The organism is Marinococcus salis (genome assembly GCF_054971365.1).
This window is the reverse complement of the sequence record NZ_JBQOJB010000001.1, coordinates 351,638-371,620: the sequence shown is the minus strand read 5'-3', so window position 1 is coordinate 371,620 and position 19,983 is coordinate 351,638. Positions and strand designations below refer to the sequence as shown.

24 protein-coding genes are annotated in these 19,983 nt (G+C 50.0%); 15 read left to right on the top strand and 9 right to left on the bottom strand.

Going from position 1 to position 19,983, the window contains the following annotated elements:
* Positions 1 to 81 precede the first annotated feature (81 nt).
* Positions 82 to 1,437: a sigma-54 interaction domain-containing protein gene (locus ACTTK6_RS01800; protein WP_079474628.1), complete on the top strand. Its 1,356-nt coding sequence runs from the start codon at positions 82 to 84 to the stop codon at positions 1,435 to 1,437.
* 53 nt (positions 1,438 to 1,490) lie between these two features.
* On the opposite strand, the gene ACTTK6_RS01795 is transcribed toward ACTTK6_RS01800, so the two are convergent.
* Both ACTTK6_RS01795 and ACTTK6_RS01790 read right to left on the bottom strand, forming a co-directional pair.
* On the bottom strand, positions 1,491 to 2,684 hold the full coding sequence (locus ACTTK6_RS01795) for an MFS transporter (protein WP_462832473.1): 1,194 nt from the start codon (positions 2,682 to 2,684) through the stop codon (positions 1,491 to 1,493).
* Positions 2,681 to 3,103: a MarR family winged helix-turn-helix transcriptional regulator gene (locus ACTTK6_RS01790; protein WP_462832472.1), complete on the bottom strand. Its 423-nt coding sequence runs from the start codon at positions 3,101 to 3,103 to the stop codon at positions 2,681 to 2,683. The genes ACTTK6_RS01795 and ACTTK6_RS01790 overlap by 4 nt, the downstream gene beginning before the upstream one ends.
* A gap of 199 nt (positions 3,104 to 3,302) precedes the next feature.
* Here ACTTK6_RS01790 and ACTTK6_RS01785 point away from each other — a divergent pair, with 199 nt between their 5' ends.
* Genes ACTTK6_RS01785 through hxlB form a run of 7 tightly spaced genes read left to right on the top strand, consistent with a single transcriptional unit; the run spans position 3,303 to position 9,298 of the window.
* Positions 3,303 to 4,319 carry a LacI family DNA-binding transcriptional regulator gene (locus ACTTK6_RS01785; protein WP_079474631.1) on the top strand — a complete coding sequence of 339 codons (1,017 nt, stop codon included), beginning with the start codon at positions 3,303 to 3,305 and terminating at the stop codon, positions 4,317 to 4,319.
* An 18-nt stretch (positions 4,320 to 4,337) separates the two neighbouring features.
* The gene (locus ACTTK6_RS01780) at positions 4,338 to 5,348 is read left to right on the top strand and encodes a TRAP transporter substrate-binding protein (RefSeq protein WP_079474632.1); all 1,011 of its coding nucleotides are present in this window, start codon (positions 4,338 to 4,340) and stop codon (positions 5,346 to 5,348) included.
* A 12-nt stretch (positions 5,349 to 5,360) separates the two neighbouring features.
* Entirely contained in the window at positions 5,361 to 5,855 is a 495-nt protein-coding gene (locus ACTTK6_RS01775) for a TRAP transporter small permease (protein ID WP_079474633.1), read from the top strand.
* Positions 5,852 to 7,132: a TRAP transporter large permease gene (locus tag ACTTK6_RS01770; protein ID WP_079474634.1), complete on the top strand. Its 1,281-nt coding sequence runs from the start codon at positions 5,852 to 5,854 to the stop codon at positions 7,130 to 7,132. Before ACTTK6_RS01775 ends, ACTTK6_RS01770 begins: the two co-directional genes overlap by 4 nt.
* Before the next feature lie 17 nt (positions 7,133 to 7,149).
* Positions 7,150 to 8,103, top strand: coding sequence for a sugar kinase (locus tag ACTTK6_RS01765; protein ID WP_462832471.1), 954 nt, complete (start codon positions 7,150 to 7,152; stop codon positions 8,101 to 8,103).
* A gap of 11 nt (positions 8,104 to 8,114) precedes the next feature.
* Positions 8,115 to 8,741, top strand: a complete 627-nt coding sequence (hxlA, locus tag ACTTK6_RS01760; protein WP_462832470.1) for a 3-hexulose-6-phosphate synthase — start codon at positions 8,115 to 8,117, stop codon at positions 8,739 to 8,741.
* A complete protein-coding gene (hxlB, locus tag ACTTK6_RS01755) occupies positions 8,738 to 9,298 on the top strand; it encodes a 6-phospho-3-hexuloisomerase (RefSeq protein WP_079474637.1) in 561 nt (186 codons plus the stop codon). Before hxlA ends, hxlB begins: the two co-directional genes overlap by 4 nt.
* A 58-nt stretch (positions 9,299 to 9,356) precedes the next feature.
* On the opposite strand, the gene ACTTK6_RS01750 is transcribed toward hxlB, so the two are convergent.
* From ACTTK6_RS01750 to ACTTK6_RS01740, 3 genes are read right to left on the bottom strand one after another with little or no spacing between them, the layout of a single operon-like run.
* Positions 9,357 to 9,596 (bottom strand): helix-turn-helix domain-containing protein, encoded by a 240-nt coding sequence (locus ACTTK6_RS01750; RefSeq protein ID WP_233133495.1) that lies wholly within the window; start codon positions 9,594 to 9,596, stop codon positions 9,357 to 9,359.
* Positions 9,596 to 9,766 carry a YvrJ family protein gene (locus ACTTK6_RS01745; protein WP_462832469.1) on the bottom strand — a complete coding sequence of 57 codons (171 nt, stop codon included), beginning with the start codon at positions 9,764 to 9,766 and terminating at the stop codon, positions 9,596 to 9,598. The genes ACTTK6_RS01750 and ACTTK6_RS01745 overlap by 1 nt, the downstream gene beginning before the upstream one ends.
* Positions 9,767 to 9,778: 12 nt before the next feature.
* Entirely contained in the window at positions 9,779 to 10,339 is a 561-nt protein-coding gene (locus ACTTK6_RS01740) for an RNA polymerase sigma factor (protein WP_079474639.1), read from the bottom strand.
* A gap of 259 nt (positions 10,340 to 10,598) precedes the next feature.
* Here ACTTK6_RS01740 and ACTTK6_RS01735 point away from each other — a divergent pair, with 259 nt between their 5' ends.
* The 7 genes from ACTTK6_RS01735 (at position 10,599) to ACTTK6_RS01705 (ending at position 15,724) form a co-directional block, all read left to right on the top strand.
* Entirely contained in the window at positions 10,599 to 11,459 is an 861-nt protein-coding gene (locus ACTTK6_RS01735; RefSeq protein WP_079474640.1) for a GAF domain-containing protein, read from the top strand.
* 49 nt (positions 11,460 to 11,508) lie between these two features.
* Positions 11,509 to 12,135 carry a hypothetical protein gene (locus tag ACTTK6_RS01730; RefSeq protein WP_462832468.1) on the top strand — a complete coding sequence of 209 codons (627 nt, stop codon included), beginning with the start codon at positions 11,509 to 11,511 and terminating at the stop codon, positions 12,133 to 12,135.
* 131 nt (positions 12,136 to 12,266) lie between these two features.
* Positions 12,267 to 12,623: a lmo0954 family membrane protein gene (locus tag ACTTK6_RS01725; RefSeq protein WP_462832467.1), complete on the top strand. Its 357-nt coding sequence runs from the start codon at positions 12,267 to 12,269 to the stop codon at positions 12,621 to 12,623.
* 16 nt (positions 12,624 to 12,639) lie between these two features.
* Complete coding sequence (locus tag ACTTK6_RS01720) at positions 12,640 to 13,278, top strand: PspA/IM30 family protein (RefSeq protein ID WP_094907708.1); 639 nt, start codon at positions 12,640 to 12,642, stop codon at positions 13,276 to 13,278.
* A 66-nt stretch (positions 13,279 to 13,344) separates the two neighbouring features.
* Positions 13,345 to 14,067, top strand: coding sequence for a cell wall-active antibiotics response protein LiaF (gene liaF / locus ACTTK6_RS01715; RefSeq protein WP_079474644.1), 723 nt, complete (start codon positions 13,345 to 13,347; stop codon positions 14,065 to 14,067).
* Entirely contained in the window at positions 14,064 to 15,098 is a 1,035-nt protein-coding gene (locus ACTTK6_RS01710; RefSeq protein WP_079474645.1) for a sensor histidine kinase, read from the top strand. The genes liaF and ACTTK6_RS01710 overlap by 4 nt, the downstream gene beginning before the upstream one ends.
* On the top strand, positions 15,095 to 15,724 hold the full coding sequence (locus ACTTK6_RS01705) for a response regulator (protein ID WP_462832466.1): 630 nt from the start codon (positions 15,095 to 15,097) through the stop codon (positions 15,722 to 15,724). The genes ACTTK6_RS01710 and ACTTK6_RS01705 overlap by 4 nt, the downstream gene beginning before the upstream one ends.
* A gap of 49 nt (positions 15,725 to 15,773) precedes the next feature.
* Here ACTTK6_RS01705 and ACTTK6_RS01700 read toward each other — a convergent pair whose 3' ends face one another.
* From ACTTK6_RS01700 to ACTTK6_RS01685, 4 genes are read right to left on the bottom strand one after another with little or no spacing between them, the layout of a single operon-like run.
* A complete protein-coding gene (locus ACTTK6_RS01700; protein WP_462832465.1) occupies positions 15,774 to 16,742 on the bottom strand; it encodes a sugar phosphate isomerase/epimerase family protein in 969 nt (322 codons plus the stop codon).
* Positions 16,742 to 17,785 carry a Gfo/Idh/MocA family protein gene (locus ACTTK6_RS01695; RefSeq protein WP_462832464.1) on the bottom strand — a complete coding sequence of 348 codons (1,044 nt, stop codon included), beginning with the start codon at positions 17,783 to 17,785 and terminating at the stop codon, positions 16,742 to 16,744. The genes ACTTK6_RS01700 and ACTTK6_RS01695 overlap by 1 nt, the downstream gene beginning before the upstream one ends.
* Positions 17,786 to 17,816: 31 nt before the next feature.
* A complete protein-coding gene (locus tag ACTTK6_RS01690; RefSeq protein WP_022793961.1) occupies positions 17,817 to 18,638 on the bottom strand; it encodes a carbohydrate ABC transporter permease in 822 nt (273 codons plus the stop codon).
* Positions 18,639 to 18,657: 19 nt separating this feature from the next.
* Complete coding sequence (locus ACTTK6_RS01685; RefSeq protein WP_462832463.1) at positions 18,658 to 19,983, bottom strand: carbohydrate ABC transporter permease; 1,326 nt, start codon at positions 19,981 to 19,983, stop codon at positions 18,658 to 18,660.

The window sequence follows — 19,983 nt, the reverse complement described above, 5'->3', positions numbered from 1 at the left end:
TCAAAGCAAAGCTGTTGTTTCTTTCGGGAAGCATGCGGGAATAAGGAAGTAGCAATTCATAAACAGGAAGGGTGATGGGGCGTGGCAGAAGTAGAGTACTGGAAACAGTTTGTAGCAGAACCGCGTACGCTTGAAGCGTCAAAAACAGAAGTGACAGACGTATTGAAGGTTTGGAAAGACGGGGAAAAAGATACGGTGGTGATGGTGGATGAAGACAGCCGTCCGATAGGTGTTCTCGATGAAGCAAAGGTATGGAATCACATTTATAAAGAGAAGAGCCTTAATAAAAAAATTAAAGACGGGTGGATTTTAGAAGTTTCCCAGATTACTGAAGGCCAAATTCCGGAGTCATGGGAGCAGCAGTATCCGCCAATCGCCGTTGTAAACAAAAAAGGAAAAGTCACTGGAGTCTGGACGGAAAAAGCTTTAAAAGAGCTACATACTTCTGAAACGTCCTCCTCGCCCACCTTCCGTCCATCCATTGCTTCTTTCCGGCGTATCATAGGAGAAAATGAAGAGGTTCACCGTGCCATTCAGATAGCAAAACGGGCAGCGAAAACGAAAACCCCCGTCTGGCTTTCCGGAGAAACAGGAACAGGCAAGGAATTATTTGCCCAGGCCATTCACCAGGAGAGCGGCAGAACAGGGGAATTTATAGCGGTGAACTGCGCCTCCATCCCCGATGCCCATCTTGAAGAAGAGCTATTCGGAAAAGAAGTACCCATGCAGCCTGAGTACGGGGCTGTCGGTTTACTCGAGGCAGCTCACGAAGGTACGTTGTTTCTCGATGAAGTAGGCAATATGTCCATGGCTATGCAGGCAGCCCTGCTTCGCGTGCTTGAAGATTCATATGTGCGTAAAGTCGGCAATGCTGCTCCGATTCCGGTGAACATGAAGATTATCTCTGCTACTAATGAAAATATCGAACAGTTGGTAGAGGAGGGCAGGTTCCGCCGGGATTTATACTACCGCCTGCACGTAATAGCAGTAAGCCTGCCGCCGCTTCGGGACCGGATTGAAGATCTTCCGCTTCTTGTGGAATACTATAATACACACTTTTCCACCGAATTGGGCGTGAAGCCGCTAAAAATAACGAATAAAGCCATGGAAGCCATGAAGCAGTATGGATGGCCGGGCAATATCCGGGAATTGATGAACGTTATTGAACAGCTCGCTGCTATGCACGACGGAGGAAAAATACGCACCGAAGACCTCCCGCTCCCTTCTGTAACAGCACGCGAGTCTGCTGCTTTGGCTCAGGAAACCAAAACTGAACGTACGGGGGCTGCAAACTGGAAAGATCAGAAATCGGCCCAGGAACAGGCGATGATTAAGCAGGCACTTGAAGAAGCAAACGGAAATAAAACAGAAGCTGCTAAAAAACTTGGGATTCACCGGACTACCTTATACAAAAAAATGCGCGACCACCAAATGTAATAAAAAGAAGCAGGAGCGCTCCTGCTTCTTTTTATATGGAAAATTATAGAGAGCTACGCCTTATTTTCTTCGTAGACGTAAACTGATGAAAGCCGGAAATATAAAAACAACGCCCCAATGGTCAGGAGTATAATAGCTGCTGTAATTTGATATAAATACTGGTAGCCGACCGCATTCACTAACAGGCCGAGAACAAAGGACCCGAGGGCGATGCCGGAGTCGAACATGATAAAAAATGTAGCAGTAGCGTGCCCGCTTCGATGCGGCTGGGCTGCCTGAATAGACATCGTCTGAAAACCGGGGAGAAGCGTGCCGTATCCGAGGCCGATCAACGCAGCAGATAACAGCAGCATCCAGCCGGTTGTAGTGAAGCTGAGCGTTACGAGGCCAATGGCAAAGATCAACAGACAGGGGTACAGTACCGTCCCCGGTCCGCGCGTGTCAAATAACGGTCCGGCCACCGGCCTCGAAGCGATGACCACAGCAGCGAACACAAGAAAAAAGAAACTTGATACTTGAATCAGGTTCATTGCTTCAGCAAACAGAGACATATACGAAATAACGCCGGCATAGGAAAAAGAGGCAAGCAGTCCGATCGACGCGATTGGAAGCGCCCGCAGTTCAATAAAGTCATGAATGGACAGCTTCTTTTTACCTGGTTGCGGAGATTCGGGGATGCCCGGATCACGGGCAATGGCTGCACACCAGACCCCGATAATCATAAATACGCCAAGGAGCGTAAACAAAAGGGTAAAGGGGGCAAACTGGATCAGCGTAAGCCCGATGAACGGACCGATGACGACCGCGACATTCATGGAGGTCGTAAAATAACCGAGGCCTTCTCCGCGGCGCTCGTTCGGAATGACGTCGGCAGCGATAGCTCCCGTAGCTGTACTTAGGACACCAAAAGGAATGCCGTGGACAAAACGCAGCAGCAGCAGGCCGCTGTATGTATCAACAAAAAGATATAAAAAAGTACAGACAACAAATGCAGCAGCACCCCAGACCAGCGCCCGTTTACGTCCGATTTTCTCCATAATTTTTCCGGCAAATACCCGGGTGATAATCGTAGCAACGAGCATTATCGTAACGACAAGTCCGCCCTGGGCGCTGGTGCCTCCGAGACTGCCTGTGACAAAGAGGGGCAGCGTCGTTAACAGGGAATAGAATACGGTGAAAACCATGAAGTTGGTGATTGTTATACTGATGAAATCCTTCGTCCAGATGGGATGATCATGACGGCTCATCGTTCTAGGCTCCTTTCGTTCGTCATTTTTTGAAGCAGGGAGTAAAGAGATTGCCGTTCCCGGGCTGACAGCTGATCAAGAGAATGCTTTTCTGCTTCGGCGACTTGTTCCTTAATGCCCGGAAGCGCCTGCTTCGTGTCAGAGGTAAGATGAATAATCTGCGTACGGCGGTCTGTGCCGGGGCGTTTTTCAACCCAGCCGTTACGCTCCATTGTGGCGATCGTACGGGTGATCGTCGGGGCTTCCACCTGCAGGTATTTCCGCATATGTGCCTGGGTGGCCGGCCCGCCTGTATCGAGCATATACATAATCATATACTGTGCATGGGAGAGGCCAAACGGGGCAAGCGTATCGTTTAACGTGTTTGAGAGCATACGCGAGCGCTGATGGATCATATGGATAAGCTGGTCTGATTCCATAGAAAGAAAGCTCCTTCTGAATTTAATTAGCATGCTAACTAATTGCAACTGTACCAGTATACGAATAATTATTAGGAAGGTAAACCCTGGAAGCGGTTGCTTGCACTAAAAAAATTAAATAAAGCGTTTGCAATTTGAAGGTGTATCTTTTAGAATGAAATAAATCGTTTTACTAAAACGTTTTATCAGGAGGGTAGCTATGCGTAAAAATGTAACGCTGCGTGATGTGGCAAAAGAAGCAAATGTCTCCATAAGCACCGTTTCCCAGTTTATGAACGGCCGGTTTACATACATGGGCGAAGAAACAAAAGGGCGCATCGAACAGGCCATCGCTCAGTTAAACTACCGTCCGAATGCTATTGCCCGGGGGCTCAAACAGCAAAAAACAACAACAATCGGCGTTATTATCGCAAACGTAGTACATCGGTTTTCCACTCTGGTGGTCAGAGCGATCGAAGATATGTGCATTAAATATAATTATCACGTCATCATCTGTAATGCGGATGACGATGAAACGAAAGAAAAACAGTACATTGATATGCTGATGGCAAAGCAGATTGATGGAATGATTATTATACCGAGCAGCCAGGACCGGAAAAATTATGAAGACATTCTAAGCTATCAAATTCCTTTAGTATTTCTGGACCGAACGGTAGAGCAGTCAGAAGCCCCTTCTGTCGTTGTAAATAATTACAAAGCTTCGTACGAAGCGGTGAGACATTTAATCGACAGAGGGTACCGCAACATCGGTTTTATCGGCCCGGAGCTGAAAATGAATACGAGAAAAGAACGGTTCCGCGGCTTCGAAGAAGCGCTGCGGACAGCGGGCATTGCTGAAAATGAAAAGCTTATGTACCACGGAGAAGTAAACGGAGCCCAGAAGGCTTTAAGCGCCATGCTGAGCCGGCAGCAGAAGCCGGACGCGCTGTTTATCTCCAACGACCGCATGCTCGTAGAAGCACTGACATTTGCTAAAACATACGCACTCAATATTCCTGAAGATCTTGCCCTGGTGACATTCGATGAAGTGGAATACGCTTCTTTCTTTTCTCCCTCGCTGACTACTATTGAGCAGCCAGCTTACCAGATGGGGGAAGAAGCAGCGGAGCTTTTACTGAAGCAGGTAAACGACGGAGTGCCGGCAGAGGAACTAAGCCGGGAATATGTACATCGGACAACTTTTCATGTAAGGGATTCTACTGAAATAAAAGCATAAAAAAGGAGGTTTTGAGCAATGAAAAAAGTAAGCGTTACCATGATGGCACTGGCAGCTGGAGTGATTGCCGGCTGCAGCAGCGACAGCAATGATAACACGGCCGGCGCTGAAGAAAGCGTTCATTTAGTAGCAGCCACTCAGCTTGATAATCAGAGTCCCTATGCCGTTGGCTTAAGGGAATTTAAAGAAGTGGTAGAAGAAGAAAGCGATGGCAGTGTAACGGTGGAAGTACACACGAATGGTTCGCTCGGCGGGAGTGAGGCAGAGCTTGCCCAGAGCGCAGAGACCGGCTCGGTGGACCTGGTGGTGGCCTCCCCCGGTTACCTGGCCCAGAAGGTAAAGGAAGTAGATTTTTTCTCTATTTTGTATCTCTTTGAAGACCGGGAGCACTGGGAACGGGTGGTAGATGGTGAAGTAGGTGACGAAGTGGCCCGGGTGACGGAAGAAAAATCAAATTTTAAAGTGCTTGATTACTGGTCGGCAGGCACACGTAATTATTACGGCACCCAGCCGGTAGAAACGCCGGAGGATCTGGAAAATAAAACGGTCCGGACCCAGGATTCGCCGGTGGTGACAAACACATGGCAGGCACTTGGGGCCCAGCCGACGAGTGTAGCCTGGAATGAAATGTACCAGGCGCTTCAGAACGGCCTGACGGACGCGGCAGAAAATGATTTTACCAATATTTATTTAGCAAGCCATTATGAAGTAGCAGATCATTTATCCCTCACCGAGCACGACGTTACGACGCGGGTGTTTTTCACCACCCAGGATGTTTATGATGGCATGAATGCTGAACAAAAAGAAGCAGTCGATAAAGCTGTCCGGGAAGCTACTGAAACGGCGCGTGCTACTGATCAGGAATTAGCCAGCGATTACAGGGAAAAGCTGCAGGAAGAAGGCATGGAGATCAATGAGGTAGATAAAGAAGCCTTTACAAAGCAGACGGAAGAGGTACGTAAAGAAGCAGTCGATAACCTGGGGATGGAAGAAGAATATGAGAGAGTCCAGGAATTAAAGGATGAATAGGAGGGCGAGAACATGAGAGCCTTTATCGATCAAATACAGCGAGTGTTTTTGTGGGGAGGGGCAGCCGCTTTTTCCATTTTCTTTATATGTGTCGCTATGCAGGTAATGACCCGCTATATCCCCGGCATCGCCTTCCTGTGGTCGGCGGAAGTGGCCACCTATTCCTTTATATGGATGGTGCTGCTGGGAGCAGCAGCAATGGTGAGAGAGCGCCAGCATTTTACCGTAAGCATTCTCCTGGAAAAGCTTTCCGGTAAGTATCTGCTTGCGCTGCAGATAGTCATTCATTTCTTTTTAATCCTGTTCGGCCTTGCATTTGTAATCCACGGAGTGCAGATTACAGCCCAGTTCACCAGCTGGACGCTGAACTACCTCCCGGGAGTAAGTCAATTCTTTATTTGGCTTCCAGTACCGGTTGCCGGGGCAGGCATCATGCTGTTTGCATTTCAGAATGCGATGGACCACTGGAAGCACTACCAAAACATCGTGGAGGTGAATAAAAAATGATAACCGCTATTGGACTAATACTGCTCTTTTTAATATTAATGGTTCTGGGCGTCCCAATTGCGTTTGTGATTGGCATTGTCAGCTATGTCGGCTTTCTCGTCATGGGAACCGTGCCGCTTGAGTCTGTCATCCAGCAGATGTTTGTCGGATTGAACTCCTTTATTCTGCTCGCTGTGCCGCTGTTTATCTTTGCGGCAAATATCATGAACCGGGGAAAGATTTCCGAGAGGCTCATTCAATTTGCAGTTTCGCTTGTTGGCCACATCCGTGGGGGCCTGGCTCACTCCAACGTAGTGGTTTCTATGTTTTTCGGAGGCATATCAGGGGCATCTACGGCGGACACGGCCGGGGTAGGGAAAATCCTGATCCCTAACATGAAAAAAGAAAAGTACAGCACAGAGACGTCGGTGGCTGTAACGGCCGCATCTTCCACGATGGGGATGATTATCCCGCCATCTATTCCAATGGTGATTTACGGGAGCCTGGCCGGAGTATCGATTGGCCAGATGTTTATCGGCGGAATTATTCCGGGACTGTTGATTGGCATTGGCTTAATGCTGTTTATATTAGTGGTTTCTAAGAGAAATAATTATCCGAAGCATGACCGGCTCGACACAAAAGCGATTGTTAAACATGGTATCCGGAGCTTTCCGCCGCTCCTTACGCCGATTATTATTTTAGTCGGCATCATGGGCGGGTTCGTCACACCAACTGAAGCGTCGATCATTGCCTGCATTTACTCGTTTATTTTGGCGTACTTTTTTTATAAAAGCATCCGCCTGCGGGACCTTCCGGACATTGTTATTGAAACATTAAAGCTCAGCTCGCTAACGCTGTTTGCGCTGGCTACCGCTACCTCGCTTGGGAGGCTTATCAGCTATAACAATATTCCGGCCCACATTTCATCGTTTTTCCAGGAGTCGGTGCCGTATGCGTGGCTGATGATTATCCTGATCATCTTATTGTTTTTATTTGTCGGCATGTTTATGGACACGGTCCCTTCGATCATTTTATTTGTTCCTATTATTCTGCCGGCGGCGTCAGAGCTCGGTCTCGACCCGATCCATGTCGGCATTGTCGTTCTCATGTGCCTTGCTGTAGGCCTGGTGACACCGCCGTACGGACTGTGCCTGCTGCTTGCAAGCGCGATCGGCGGGCTTTCCATCAGCCGTTCCTTTAAAGCGACAATTCCGTACATCGGCATGATTATGATTGTAATTTTAGTAATCGCATTCGTACCAGGCATCTTCATGTGGCTGCCGAATGCATTTGAATAAGAATGGAGGCAGCAAAGATGCAGGACGTCCTTACAATTGGAGATGCAATGATTACCATGAACCCGAAGCAGCGGGGACCGATGCGTTTTACGACGGAATTTGAAAGAAGAATAGGCGGGGCCGAGCTGAACGTGGCTGTCGGCTGTGCCCGTCTCGGCCTTCAGACGGGGATGATCACCCGCCTGGGCCGCGATGAATTCGGCCGCCATATTCTGAACACGCTGCGCGGTGAAGGGATTGACATGTCGGGAACAGCACTTGAAGAACACTACGCCACTCCCGTGAATTTTAAGGAAACACTTGAAAACGGAAATGGACGTACGTTTTATTACCGTTTCCCGTCGCCTACAGAGGAACTAACAGTACAGCACATTAAAGAACAGCTGAGCAAACAGCCCAAGGTGTTTTATATGACCGGGGTGTTCGCCTCGCTACGGCCAGAAAACGTGGAAATGCTTCGGGAAGCGGCCCGCTTTGCAAGAGAGCAGGGAACTCTTACAGCCATGGATCCGAATATCCGTTTAAAGCTGTGGAGCAGGGAAGCGGCTGGAGAAGCGATCCGGTCACTGCTTCCATACGCTGATATTATGCTGAGCGGCAAAGACGAAGCAGACATATTGTTTGGCGGCCAGTCCATCGAAGAGCATATCGCTTCGTTCCAATCGTATGGCATTGACCGCATCATTATTAAAAATGGAAGCGAAGGCGCAGCGGGGAAACACGGAAGCAGCAAAACCGTGTATCAACCGGCGGAAAAAGTAGAAAAGGCAGCCGATACCGTAGGTGCAGGAGACGGCTTTAATGCTGGCTTTTTATACGGGCTGCTGCAGGGCTATCTGCTGGAAAAGGCGTTGAAAATTGGCTCGGTGGCGGGAGCAAAAGTGGTACAGGTAGCAGGCGATAACGAAGGGCTGCCGCTGCTGGAAGAAGTGGAAGCAGCGCTTGGAAACGAAGAACGCGTGGAGCGTTAAAGGAGGAGCTAATGAAAATTCAGCTGGCGTTGGACCGGTTGCCATGGAACGATTGTTTTAAGATCGTTCATCAAACTGAAGCATATATTGATTGGATTGAAATAGGCACTGGGGTTATTAAAGAATACGGTATGGACATTGTCCGGCAGATGAAAAAGGAATACCCGGATCAATTGCTGGTGGCAGATATGAAAACGTGTGACGCAGCAAGGGCAGAAACAATCCAGGCCTTCGAAGCAGGCGCAGACGTCACAACAGTAATGGCTTTTGCTCCGGATGCTTCGATTCAGGCTGTGCTTGAAACTGCTGGAGAATACGGCAAAAAAGCTTTTGTAGATTTGCTGAATGTGCAGGACAAACAGCGTCTCGATGAACTCGACAAGTTTGGTGTCCGCAGCGCTTCCCTGCACATAGGTAAAGATATGCAGCGGGAAAATGCCGGTGACAGCGACTATTATAAGCTGCTGCAGGCATTTCCGCACTGGGAGGTGTCGGCGGCCGGGGGGCTGCAGGCGGAAACTCTTTATAAAATTAAAGACGCGCGTCCGGACGTCATTATTATCGGAGGCGCCATCACGAAAAGCGAAAACCCCCGGCAGACAGCCGAACAAATACGATTGGAGGCAGACCGGCTATGAATACAGAACAAGTATTAAATACAATTTCCCGGGAAATAACGGAGGTTATGGGAAACGTACATGCTGAAGAAGTCGAAGAGGCTGCTTTACGGCTGAACCGCGCCCCGGCAATTTTTGTAGCCGGCGAGGGGCGCTCGGGTCTCGTTGGGAAAATGTTTGCGATGCGTCTCATGCATAGCGGCTATAACGTGTTTGTCGTGGGGGAAACCATTACTCCTTCTGTGGGAGAGGGGGATTTACTTGTAGTATTATCCGGTTCGGGAAATACTTCGATTCTCGTCCACACGGCGGAGCAGGCAAAAAAAAGCGGGGCAGAGCTTCTCGTCTGCTCGACCAACCGCGAATCATCCCTGGGAAAGATTAGTAGTGCTTTTATTGAAGTACCGGCAGCAACAAAAAAACGGCTGGAGCACGAGCCGGGAACGATTCAGCCGCTGGGAAATCAATTTGACCAGAGCCTGCATTTAATACTGGACGGCCTGATTATTGCTGCTGTCCATGCAGGCGGGAACGCTGACTATGAAAAGATGGCGAGGCGCCATTCCAACATGGAGTAACACATATGTAACAACCGGTCCGGCCAGAAGCCGGGCCGGTTATTTTTATGAAGAAGGTCTATTCGTCACTCTGCTGCTCATAGCGGCGTTTGTATTCCCAGAACCCCGGGACTTCAGGTGGTTCATACGTGAGTATTTTTTCAATGCATTTTAGGCGGAGCTCCTGTTGAAGATCCTCGCGTTCCTGGTAGGAAGTCTGGCGCAGTGCCTGCTGAATGAAAGGCTCAAATTTTTGAAGCTCTTCGTAAAGTGCTTCTTCACTCATGCGCTGGGCTTTTGTTGTGCGGTTGTTAGTCATCATGCATTGGGTCCTCCTTTTTTTGGTGAAGAGCATGCCAAACGTGTTACTTCCCGCCGCAGGTGCTCAATGCGTTGCTCAATTCGTAAAAGCAGGTAGAACGTGACCACGATAGGAAAGCCGACATTAGCAAGCAGTTCGACGACAGCACTGGAATCAATAATATGCATTACCGTCCCCCCCTATTTCCCGGCATAAAGACGAAGTGTCTTCAGGCCTTTCCGGTGCGCGTTTGACACTGCCTGGCGGCTGACTTGAAGGTGATTGGCAATGTCTGTGTCCTTCCACCCGGAGCTGTATTTTTTAGAGAAAATCCACTGCTGGTACGGCGTCAGCGAACGAAAGCCGAGCCAGATCGAATAATGGTGCAGCTCTTCCTCCAGGCTCTGTTCTTCGATCCGGCTGGAAAAAGGCCCGGCTTCTTCAAACATCTCCTCCTGGTCGGATAAAGGCGTACGCTGCTGGCGGCGGCGATGATAGCGATCGTAGCGGACTGCCTGCCAGTGCAGGGTTTTTAACATATAGGCCCGCCAGATTACATCCTGGTAATACCGTTTAAAAGACAAATCGACGGCTTTGTAAGCCCAGGCAGCCTCCTCGTTCAAAGCCTGCTTTAATAATTGCTGATGCACAGAATCCTCCAGGAATTCCCGAATAAGCCTGGTGCGCAGAAATGAATGATTTTTCTTTCTGAAGGTTTCCCAAGTTTCTTTTTTTGAATCAGCGTATGATGAATGTGTCATAGATGCCTCCTCTCCTTGCCCCTGTTGTTTGTAAAAGACATCTCGAAGATAAAAAGTAAACCATTTATACGAACGTTTGTTCTTATATTTTATACGAAAGCTTTTCATTTAAACAAGAAAATACTGAAATTTAAATTATTTACAGGTTAAGTCCTGTTAAAAAAGACTCATTGGTGGCATAATGTGTTTACAAAAAGATTATTCAAAAACCGAAAAGGGAATAAGTAAATATTAGCTTTGTGTAACAGGAGGGGAAAAAGTGAATTTAACATCAGGGCCGTCAAGCAGATACACTTTCTCCATTGAAGAGATGGCTGAAGAAATCATGAGCGTGATCGCTGAGTCCCTTCACGTGGACTCCGTTTATATTGCAAAAAGAGAAGCTGCTTATATGGACGTGTTGAGTGCTTACAATAACCGCGGGGAGGAGCTTGTGTCCCCGGGGATGAAAGTAGAGCATGAAGCCTCGTTTTGCCAGTATGTGTTGAGAAATGACAAACAGGAATACTTTCATTTTTCCGACGCAGTGAATGATGAAGAAACGAAAGAGCTTTTGATGCCGAAAAATTTTAATGTTCATACCTTTTTGGGCGTATACATCAAGAACCAGGAAGGCGGCCCGTTTGGCACGCTCTGCGTATTAAACCGCGAGCCTCGTGAATTTAAGAAAGAAGAAATTTCGTTGATGCAGACGTTCGGTAATTTACTTAGCTATTTGATCCGTGTAGACCAAATGAATGAAAAGATAGATGTGCTCGGGTACCCGATTGTACCGATAGGCGAAGGCATTGCGGTGCTCCCGCTTGTCGGGGCGATGGATGAAAACAGATCGAACCGTTTAATGGAGACAGTACTGCAGGAAGTGTACGGTGGAAAATACGATTATTTTATGATCGATGTCTCGGGTGTCTCAGCCTTTAACGAAACATTTACAATGTATCTTTCCCAGGTTATTCAGGCATTGAAGCTAATGGGCATTGACCCTATTTTAACCGGCGTCCGACCGGATATGGCGGTACAGGACGTCCGCAAGGATATACTTGGAGAAAATATTATAATTGAAAAAAGCCTGGAGACAGCGCTCAAATCGATTGGCTTCCGGCTGGTAAGGGACGAATAACAGAAAGCGGTGGATGAATTACATATCAAGTTGGAAAAGGGAGCCTGGTATGCTTACAAAAGCGGAACAAATGGATGAAAGAATAAAAAGTGAAAAAAGAGTCACCGTATCCTCGGTGGAACACATTGTTTTTGACATTTTTGGCATTTCGCTGCGAAGTATAGCAGCCGATCCAAAAGCGCCCAGCGCGCAGAGAACGCACCCTCTTTTCAAAGAATGGGCCGGAGATGAGGGGGGAAAGGCAGGTAAAGAAGAGCTGCTAGCATACGCTTTTGCCCGCCTGCCCGCCGGGTTCTCCGGAGAGAGGGTGCGAGAGGTAATTAACGACGTGTACCGGGTGAATCTCAGCGGCATTTCGGCTCTCGAGGCCTCCCTGTTTTCCCTTTTTTCTAAAGGGAAGTGGATCAAGCAGGACGAGTATGATTTGTTTGTGCTGAACACTGGATCCACAGATACAGAAGTCACCGTTTCGGTCACGGACCACTTTATACGGCAAACAGGCTCCAGCGTTCTTCCCGCCGGACTTTACGAAGACTTGGAAGCTCTAGGGTATTTTTATGTGCCGGAAAAAAACCAGTTGAAATACTTGAGCCCGTCCGGCTGTCCGGTCGGCGATGCATTTAAAAAACAGACCATCGAAGCTCTTGAAAAAGCAGGGCAGCAAATACAGATGTAAACACCCATTTCTTCGGAAAGGGTGTTTTTTCATGATAAATACGCCTGGAGGCGTAGGAAAGATAGACCCCGGGCTGCTCCCGGCCGCTGGGTAACCGGCGTAAGATAGAGGTACAGGAAGGGGGAAACACCATGTGGAAAAAAATCGGACTAGCAGCAGTGATTACCGTCGCAGCCATCGTAGTTTTATCTAACCTAGGGCCGCTGCTCTTACTCGCAGCCGGAGTGGCGCTGGCCTATATCGTCTACCGCCAGTTTCAGGAAAGCACGACCACTGCGGCACGGGTTTTCTGGGTAATTACAGGTATTGCCGCGATATCGCTTGCGCTCACTAACATCTATGCAGTGGTTGCACTTCTCGGCCTCTATGCAATGTACTGGAGCGTGAAAAAATGGAATGGGGACGAGGTAGACATCGACCGCCGCGCCAGAACAAAAGATCCGTTCACAGGCTTTGAAGAAGAATGGAAAAAACTAAAGCGCAGATAAAAAGGAGGAATGCATGATGGCAGGCATTTGGCAGCAGTTCAAGCAGGATGTCGAACACGAATGGGAGCGGTGGAATATGAAAAAGGAGCCAGACAATCCGATCACTTCACTGAACCGCTATATTAGGGAAGCAGAGCGTGAAACGGAAAAGGTGCACAGGCTCACAGAGCGCCAGCGCCGGCTGGCCGAAGAATTTCAGTACGAACTGGACGAAGCAGAAAGCATGCTCGATAAACGCAAGCAGCAGGCTGCGGTAGTGAAGCATTACGAGGAAAACGAACTGTATGAGGTTGCCTTAAGAGAGATTGAACAATACGGCGACCGGGCACAAAAGCTTGCTGCGATGAAAAAGGAAGCTGAAGAACAGCTGCAGACAATAGAAGAGCGGCACGAGGAAATGGTCTACAAGCTGAAGGATATGCGTTTGAAACGTATGGAGTGGATGGGGCGGGAAAATATAGCCCGGGCAAACTACAATATTTCCAAGCTGTATCAGAAGGACGGATGCGAGCCCGAAGCCCGTTTCAGGGAAGTGGAGCATCATATAGAAAGCATGGAGCAGTATCATGAGAAGCAGTACGAGCATTCCACCTTCGATGAACGGGTAGCGCGTCTGGAAAAGCGGAAGACAGAGGCGGGACAGGAAAAAGCGTGATAAAATAGAGACGCTGACAGCGGCGTCTCTATTTTAACCTACATAAAACAACAAAGGAGGGTTCCTATGTTTTCCCACATATCAACGAAAATGATCCAATTCGTGTTTTTTACGGGAATCCTCCTGTTCATACTGGAATTTTTTTCGGACGGAGCGGGCCTGCTGCCCGTACTCTTTTTCTTCACCCTGTTTATTTTTATCGGAAAGCGGACGAAAAGGCGGACGCTCGCCACCATTTTCTGGTGGACCGGATGGATCGGCCTGGGCCTTACAGCGGTCACTCTCTGGGCCGTCCAGTTCTGGGTGATTGCCTTTTTTGTACTGCTGCTTCTGCAGATGCGCCGCTCGGGCCGGGAGCCCGTCGAAGAACAGGCAGAGGTGGAGGAGCTGAGCGGCAGAATTGAGAATTACGAACGGGACGAACTGCTTGGCAACCGCCTGTGGGGACGGGAGAAGGTCGGACGGAAGCCATTTCACTGGAAGGATATTAACGTAATCGGCGGCGTTGGCGATAAAATGGTTGATGTGACCAATACGGTGCTGCCGCAGCAAGCGGTGATTATTATCCGCCACGGTTTGGGATCAGTGACTGTCTACGTACCGTACGAAGTGCACGTGGTCATTCGTCACAGCACGCTGTACGGGCGTGTGCGCCTGTTTGGGAAAGAAGAAGCAAAGCGCTGGAACCAGACGGTTACCTTACGTGTTCCAGCGGCAGATAAAGATGTTCCCACGCTTTACATTTTCACCTCGCTGCTCAGTGGGGATCTGGAGGTGGAGCGGCGATGAACAGCTTTATGAAAGCAGCGGGATGGGGGATTGGAGCAGCCTTTCTCATCAGCAGTGCCGCTGTCGTTCCGCTGCTGTTGCTGCTTCCTTTTGATATGTGGGATGTGCTCACAGGACAGACAGCGAGCGGTCTGCCATATGTGTTTTTGCTTGTTGTCCTGATTGTTCTTCTTGGCACCGCCCTTGGTTTATTGGTGCAGCGGGCCTGGAGTGCCCGCTGGCAGCAGATGCAGGCTGTGCTGGAGCGGTTGGGCAGGGGAAGCTCTAAAACAATCTGGCCGGCGGATATGTACCGGGAAGTAGAAGAGCTGCGCACGGAGATTGAAATGGTGGAGCGCCAGCTGCAGGGGCAGGCGGAGCGGGGGCAGAAGCTAGCTACGGAACGGGCCGAAGACCGGGAGAAAAGCCTGCAGGAAGTGATTTCGCAGGAACGAAACCGGATTGCCCGCGAACTCCACGACTCGGTCAGCCAGCAGCTGTTTGCAGCTTCTATGATGATATCTGCGGTGAATGAAAAATCCGGTGCCAGGGAAGCGTCACGGGAATGGCAGACCATTGAGCGGATGATCAATCAATCCCAGCTTGAAATGCGGGCCCTGCTGCTTCATCTTCGGCCGGCTGCGTTGAATAAACAAACCCTTCAGGAAGGGATCACCGAGCTGCTGAATGACCTGACGACGAAAGTGCCTCTGCAGATTAAACACGTGATCGAGCCTTTTCCTATTGAAAAGGGAGTAGAGGATCAGCTATTCCGGATCAGCCAGGAATCTATCTCCAACACGCTGCGCCACGCAAAGGCAACCGAGCTGAAGGTGTCACTGCTGCAGCGCGAAGAATTTATTATCCTGCGCGTCCAGGATAACGGGGTTGGATTTTATATAGAGGAAGAAAAACCGGACAGCTACGGGTTAAGCACGATGAAGGAACGGGCGGAGGAAATCGGTGGGCATTTTCATTTGGTGAGCCTGCCGGGAGAAGGCAGCCGCATCGATGTCAAAGTACCCTGGTTGTCCAAGGGGGGAGAAAATTGATTACCGTCCTGTTTGCAGATGATCATGAAATGGTACGGATTGGCGTAACGTCATATTTGTCGACACAGCCGGATATGGAGGTGGCTGCGGAAGCTTCAAGCGGCCGGGAAGCGGTTAAATTAGCTCTCGAGCTCAGGCCGGACATCATTCTGATGGATCTTGTGATGGACGATATGAATGGAATTGAAGCGACGGAAAACATTATGGAGGCGTGGCCAGAAGCTAAAATTATTATTGTCACGAGCTTTATCGATGATGAAAAGGTGTATCCGGCACTTGAGGCAGGAGCGGTAAGCTATATTTTAAAGACCTCCCGGGCCGGAGAAATCGCAGCGGCCATCCGGAAAACGCACGAGGGGCAGTCGATCCTGGAACCCGAAGTGGCCGGGAAGCTGATGGTGAATATGAAACGGCGGGACCGGAGGGAGCTGCATGAGGAACTGACCGCGCGCGAGTTTGAGGTGCTGCGGCTGCTTGCGGAAGGAAAAACCAACACCGAAATTGCGGAAGAGCTGTTTATTGCCCTGAAAACGGCGAAGGTACACGTGAGCAGTGTCCTTCATAAGCTCGAGGTGCAGGACCGGACCCAGGCGGTCGTTTATGCATACAAGCATCGCCTATTTTAAAAAGCTGCCCCCCTTGAGTAAAGAGGAGCAGCTTTTTTGATACAAAGGGCTATGCCCACCACATATCGACCGGGCGCTCGGAAATGTTGACTGAGTTTAGGTTTTGCACGGCCCGCTCGAAGCCTTCATCAAGCGACATGATTGGGTCTTCGTGCTCGATGCTGACTACATGGTCATAGCCGAATGTCCGAAGGGCACTGATCATGTCGCTCCATTCCTTCATGCCGTGGCCGAAGCCGACCGAACGGAAGCTCCAGGCCCTGGTCTGAACGCTGCTGTATGGCTGCATGTCGGTGAGGCCGTACATGTTGACGTTATCCTGGTCAATGTACGTATCCTTGGCGTGAAAGTGGTGGATTGCTCCTTCTTTCCCAAGGATTTTAATCGCGGCCACCGGATCAATTCCCTGCCACCACATGTGGCTCGGATCAAGGTTGGCGCCTACGGCTTCATTAGTTGCCTCCCGCAGCTTTAAAACCGTGTACGGCGTATGGACCAAAAACCCGCCGTGCGGCTCGATGCCAACCTTGATGCCGTGCTCTTTAGCATAGCTGCCGGCTTCCTTCCAATATGGAATAAGCTTTTGCTCCCACTGCCAGTTGTAAATGTCTGAATATGCGCTCGGCCACGGGGCAACCGGCCAGTTTGGGTGCCTGGCGCTCTCGTCGCTGCCCGCAACACCGGAAAACGTATTGACGACCGGAATATTCAGGAGGCTGGCAAGCTGCACGGTTTTTTTGAACGTGTCGTCCGCATCCTTCGCTTCAGCCGGATCCGGGGAAATCGGATTGGCGTGGCAGCTGAGCGCGCTGACGGTTAAACCCCGGGAGTCCAGCGCTTCCTGAAACTGTTTGCGTGCGTCTTCGCTGTGTAACAGCTCGTCCACATTTGCGTGGGCACTGCCCGGGTTGCCGCCGGTGCCAAGCTCTACGGCCTGCACTCCGGCACGCTTCACCTTGTCGAGCATGTCTGTAAAAGCCAAATCAGCATAAAGAACTGTAAAAACACCGATCTTCATTATTGAACACCTTCTTTTCCGATAGTAACAAACTGGCCGCGTTCGTTAGAGGCAAGAGCCGCCAGAATGACGTCGAGGGCCTGCTTTCCATCTGCAGCGGAGACCGGCACCCCGGTATCTGAGACGATGCTTTCTGTAAAGGCATCAATCACGCCGGAGCTTTCCTGGCCGTCGGCATCGTTTGTCTGAATACCGCCCAGCTCGTAGCGGACTGTATGGCCGTTGGTGTAATGGGCAGTCAGCGAATGAACCGGGTCATCCTCAAGGCGGAGCGTGCCTTTTTCGCCGTAAATGATCGTGGAGTTGTCCTCGTCAGGCACATACGCCCAGCTAGCCGTAAGGGTTCCGATTAAGCCTCCTGCTGTTTTTAGCACGCAGACAGCGTTGTCATCCACCGTAATATTTTCCTTCGCATTATTTTCCACGAAAGCGGCCACCTGGGTGACCGGTTCATCGAGCAGAAACTGAATCAAGTCGGATTTGTGCACACCAAGGTCTCCCATGGCACCAATAAAGGCTTCCTCCTTTCGGAAAAACCAGCTGTCCTTACCATCAATGCTCCATCCTTCGGGGCCGCCATGGCCAAACGTTGTCCGGAAGCTGAAGATTTTGCCAAGGTCGCCGTTTGCAATCAGCTCCCTTGCCTTTACGTGTGAGGGAACGAAGCGCTGGTTATGGGCAATCATTAGCTTTTTGCCGCTGCGCTTTTCAGCTTCCATCATTTCTTCAGCTTCCTGGGCGCTTGTTGCCATCGGCTTTTCACAAAGCACGTGCTTGCGGGCAAACAGGGCGTCAATACTGATTTGGGCGTGCATATGGTTGGAGGTGCAGACGCTGACCGCCTCAATTGATTCGTCCTTTAACAATTCATGGTAATCCGTATAGGCCGAGGCCCCGAGACGGGAGGCCGTTTCTTCAGCGCGCTCCTGTACGAGGTCACAGACCGCCCGGATAGTAGTATGTGCATTTGCTTCATATTCTGGAATGTGGCGGTTTCTCGCAATACTTCCGCATCCGATAACGCCGATATTTACTGTTTTCATTTTAAGTCCACTCCTTTTTATATACGGTTAATTATTCTTTTACGGACCCGCTCGTAAGTCCGGAAACAATCCGCCGCTGGAAAATTAGAACGAGAATGACAATCGGGATGGTGACGATAACGGTGGCGGCGGAAATGTCGCCCCACGGCACTGTGTATTCACTCTGATAAAAGGAGATGCCGACCGGAATCGTGCGCCAGGCGTCGGCGGTATTGATAGCCAGGGCGAAAAGGTATTCGTTCCAGGCTGCGACGAAAACGAGAATTGCCGTAGTAAAAATGCCCGGCGTGGCGAGCGGCAGAATGATCTGGCGGTACGTCTGGAACGGCGTAGCACCGTCCAGCTTGGCCGATTCTTCGAGCTCCCACGGAATTTTTTGAAAAAAGGTGGCCAGAATCCAGATAGCAAGCGGCAGGCTGATGGTAATGTACGGGATAACAAGTCCGATATAGCTGTTGCGAAGTCCTGTGTCCGTCACAAAGTTAAAGATTGGAGACAAAATTGCAATTGGCGGAAACATCGATGAGGCCAGAACCAGGCCTAGAATTAAGGTCTTGCCGCGTATAGGCAGCCGCGTAACCGCATAGGCCGTGAACGAAGCGATCAAGAGCGATAAAACCGTGGTCAGACCGGAAACGACAAAGCTGTTGAGCATGTAACGAAAGAGCGGCCTCGTCGTAATCGCCGATGCGTAAGACTCAAGAGTAGCATTGGATGTAAACCAGGCGAACGATGTTAGCTCATTCTGGGGCTTCAGGGATGTTAAAAAGATCCAGATAAACGGAAACATAACGAGAAACACAAAGATTGCCAGGAAAATGTAAAAGCGGATACCGGCTTGGTTTTTAAGCATGTACAGTCACTCCTTCCACTTATTTTTTTGCTCTTTCCGGAAACAGGTCCGAACCAAGCAGCTTGACGAAGATAAAGCTGATGATGGCCACACAGACAAATACAATGACGGAAAGGGCAGAGCCGGCACCGAAGTTCTGCTGTTCAAACAGGGCCTTGTAGGCAAAGACGGAAATCGATTCCGTAGCGTTTGCCGGACCGCCGCCGGTCAGTACATAAATCAGGTCAAATACACGGAAGGCATCAAGGGTCCGGAAGAGCAGGGCGACAAGAATTGCTGACTTTAACAGCGGCAGGGTCACGAAGAAAAACTTCTGGACTCTGCCGGCCCCGTCAACTTCCGCTGCTTCATACTGCGTGTTTGGTATAGTCTGAAGCCCTGCAAGCAGAAGGAGAGCCATGTAAGGCGTCGTTTTCCAGACGTCGGCAAAGATGATGGAAAACATAGAGCCCGACGCTGTCGTTAACAGGGCGCCGGGGTCGGAAATTAATCCGATGGCAGCCATATAGTGGGCGACGATCCCGGACTGCCCGTCGAACAGATAGCTCCACATCATGGCAGCCACTGCTGTTGGAATAGCCCATGGAACGAGAACCGAGGCCCGGACGATGCCGCGTCCTTTGAAGGTCCGGTTGATTAACAGGGCGACACCAAGGCCGATGATCAGCTCAGCACCGACAGAAACAATCGTAAAGAATGTCGTATTTGTTAAAGCGGTCCAGGTCCGGCCATCCGACAGGTAATCCGTGTAATTCTGCAGGCCGACAAAGTTCGGGGACAGCACCGAGCCCTGCAGGTTTTCGAGCTGGGCGGCCAGATAGCCAATTTCCAGGGCGATATCACCGTCAGCCTGCTGCTGCAAGGAATTGACAGCTTCAATTTGCTCATCCATAGCTGATTCAAAGTCACTGCCCCATGAGCCGTCGATCGACTGAATGCGCAGATCATCATCTGTAATCGGCTCGTAGTCGTTGAGCATGCTGTTAACTTCCTGGTAGCTTGCTGCCATTTCGTCCTCGGCAACGAGTTCTTCATGATGCTCCTGGACGACTGCCCAGGTTTCGTTAAACGTTTCCTCTCCTTGCGGATAAGCTTCGCTTAACTCATTCACTCCTTGTTCCACGAGGTAGCGGTTATCGGCGTATTCCTCGAGGTTCAGGCTTTCGCTCATGATTCGTTCCGACTTGGCAGGGTCGTTCAGCCGGTAGTCAAACAGGCTGTTCCAGCCGGAAAGCATGATCGGCCATATTACGACCAGAAGAATCAAAATGAGTGCCGGGGCAACCATTGCGTAGCCTAATTGTTTTTCGCTTAATTGAAATTTGCGTCCAGGTTTTCCAGCCAT

What these genes read in the sequence shown, in the direction of transcription:
- ACTTK6_RS01795 (WP_462832473.1), bottom strand. Translation starts at nt 2,684, where the DNA reads ATGAGCCGTCATGATCATCCCATCTGGACGAAGGATTTCATCAGTATA.
- ACTTK6_RS01790 (WP_462832472.1), bottom strand. Translation starts at nt 3,103, where the DNA reads ATGGAATCAGACCAGCTTATCCATATGATCCATCAGCGCTCGCGTATG.
- ACTTK6_RS01785 (WP_079474631.1), top strand. Translation starts at nt 3,303, where the DNA reads ATGCGTAAAAATGTAACGCTGCGTGATGTGGCAAAAGAAGCAAATGTC.
- ACTTK6_RS01780 (WP_079474632.1), top strand. Translation starts at nt 4,338, where the DNA reads ATGAAAAAAGTAAGCGTTACCATGATGGCACTGGCAGCTGGAGTGATT.
- ACTTK6_RS01775 (WP_079474633.1), top strand. Translation starts at nt 5,361, where the DNA reads ATGAGAGCCTTTATCGATCAAATACAGCGAGTGTTTTTGTGGGGAGGG.
- ACTTK6_RS01770 (WP_079474634.1), top strand. Translation starts at nt 5,852, where the DNA reads ATGATAACCGCTATTGGACTAATACTGCTCTTTTTAATATTAATGGTT.
- ACTTK6_RS01765 (WP_462832471.1), top strand. Translation starts at nt 7,150, where the DNA reads ATGCAGGACGTCCTTACAATTGGAGATGCAATGATTACCATGAACCCG.
- hxlA (WP_462832470.1), top strand. Translation starts at nt 8,115, where the DNA reads ATGAAAATTCAGCTGGCGTTGGACCGGTTGCCATGGAACGATTGTTTT.
- hxlB (WP_079474637.1), top strand. Translation starts at nt 8,738, where the DNA reads ATGAATACAGAACAAGTATTAAATACAATTTCCCGGGAAATAACGGAG.
- ACTTK6_RS01750 (WP_233133495.1), bottom strand. Translation starts at nt 9,596, where the DNA reads ATGACTAACAACCGCACAACAAAAGCCCAGCGCATGAGTGAAGAAGCA.
- ACTTK6_RS01745 (WP_462832469.1), bottom strand. Translation starts at nt 9,766, where the DNA reads ATGCATATTATTGATTCCAGTGCTGTCGTCGAACTGCTTGCTAATGTC.
- ACTTK6_RS01740 (WP_079474639.1), bottom strand. Translation starts at nt 10,339, where the DNA reads ATGACACATTCATCATACGCTGATTCAAAAAAAGAAACTTGGGAAACC.
- ACTTK6_RS01730 (WP_462832468.1), top strand. Translation starts at nt 11,509, where the DNA reads ATGCTTACAAAAGCGGAACAAATGGATGAAAGAATAAAAAGTGAAAAA.
- ACTTK6_RS01725 (WP_462832467.1), top strand. Translation starts at nt 12,267, where the DNA reads ATGTGGAAAAAAATCGGACTAGCAGCAGTGATTACCGTCGCAGCCATC.
- ACTTK6_RS01720 (WP_094907708.1), top strand. Translation starts at nt 12,640, where the DNA reads ATGGCAGGCATTTGGCAGCAGTTCAAGCAGGATGTCGAACACGAATGG.
- liaF (WP_079474644.1), top strand. Translation starts at nt 13,345, where the DNA reads ATGTTTTCCCACATATCAACGAAAATGATCCAATTCGTGTTTTTTACG.
- ACTTK6_RS01710 (WP_079474645.1), top strand. Translation starts at nt 14,064, where the DNA reads ATGAACAGCTTTATGAAAGCAGCGGGATGGGGGATTGGAGCAGCCTTT.
- ACTTK6_RS01700 (WP_462832465.1), bottom strand. Translation starts at nt 16,742, where the DNA reads ATGAAGATCGGTGTTTTTACAGTTCTTTATGCTGATTTGGCTTTTACA.
- ACTTK6_RS01695 (WP_462832464.1), bottom strand. Translation starts at nt 17,785, where the DNA reads ATGAAAACAGTAAATATCGGCGTTATCGGATGCGGAAGTATTGCGAGA.
- ACTTK6_RS01690 (WP_022793961.1), bottom strand. Translation starts at nt 18,638, where the DNA reads ATGCTTAAAAACCAAGCCGGTATCCGCTTTTACATTTTCCTGGCAATC.
- ACTTK6_RS01685 (WP_462832463.1), bottom strand. Translation starts at nt 19,983, where the DNA reads ATGGCTGGAAAACCTGGACGCAAATTTCAATTAAGCGAAAAACAATTA.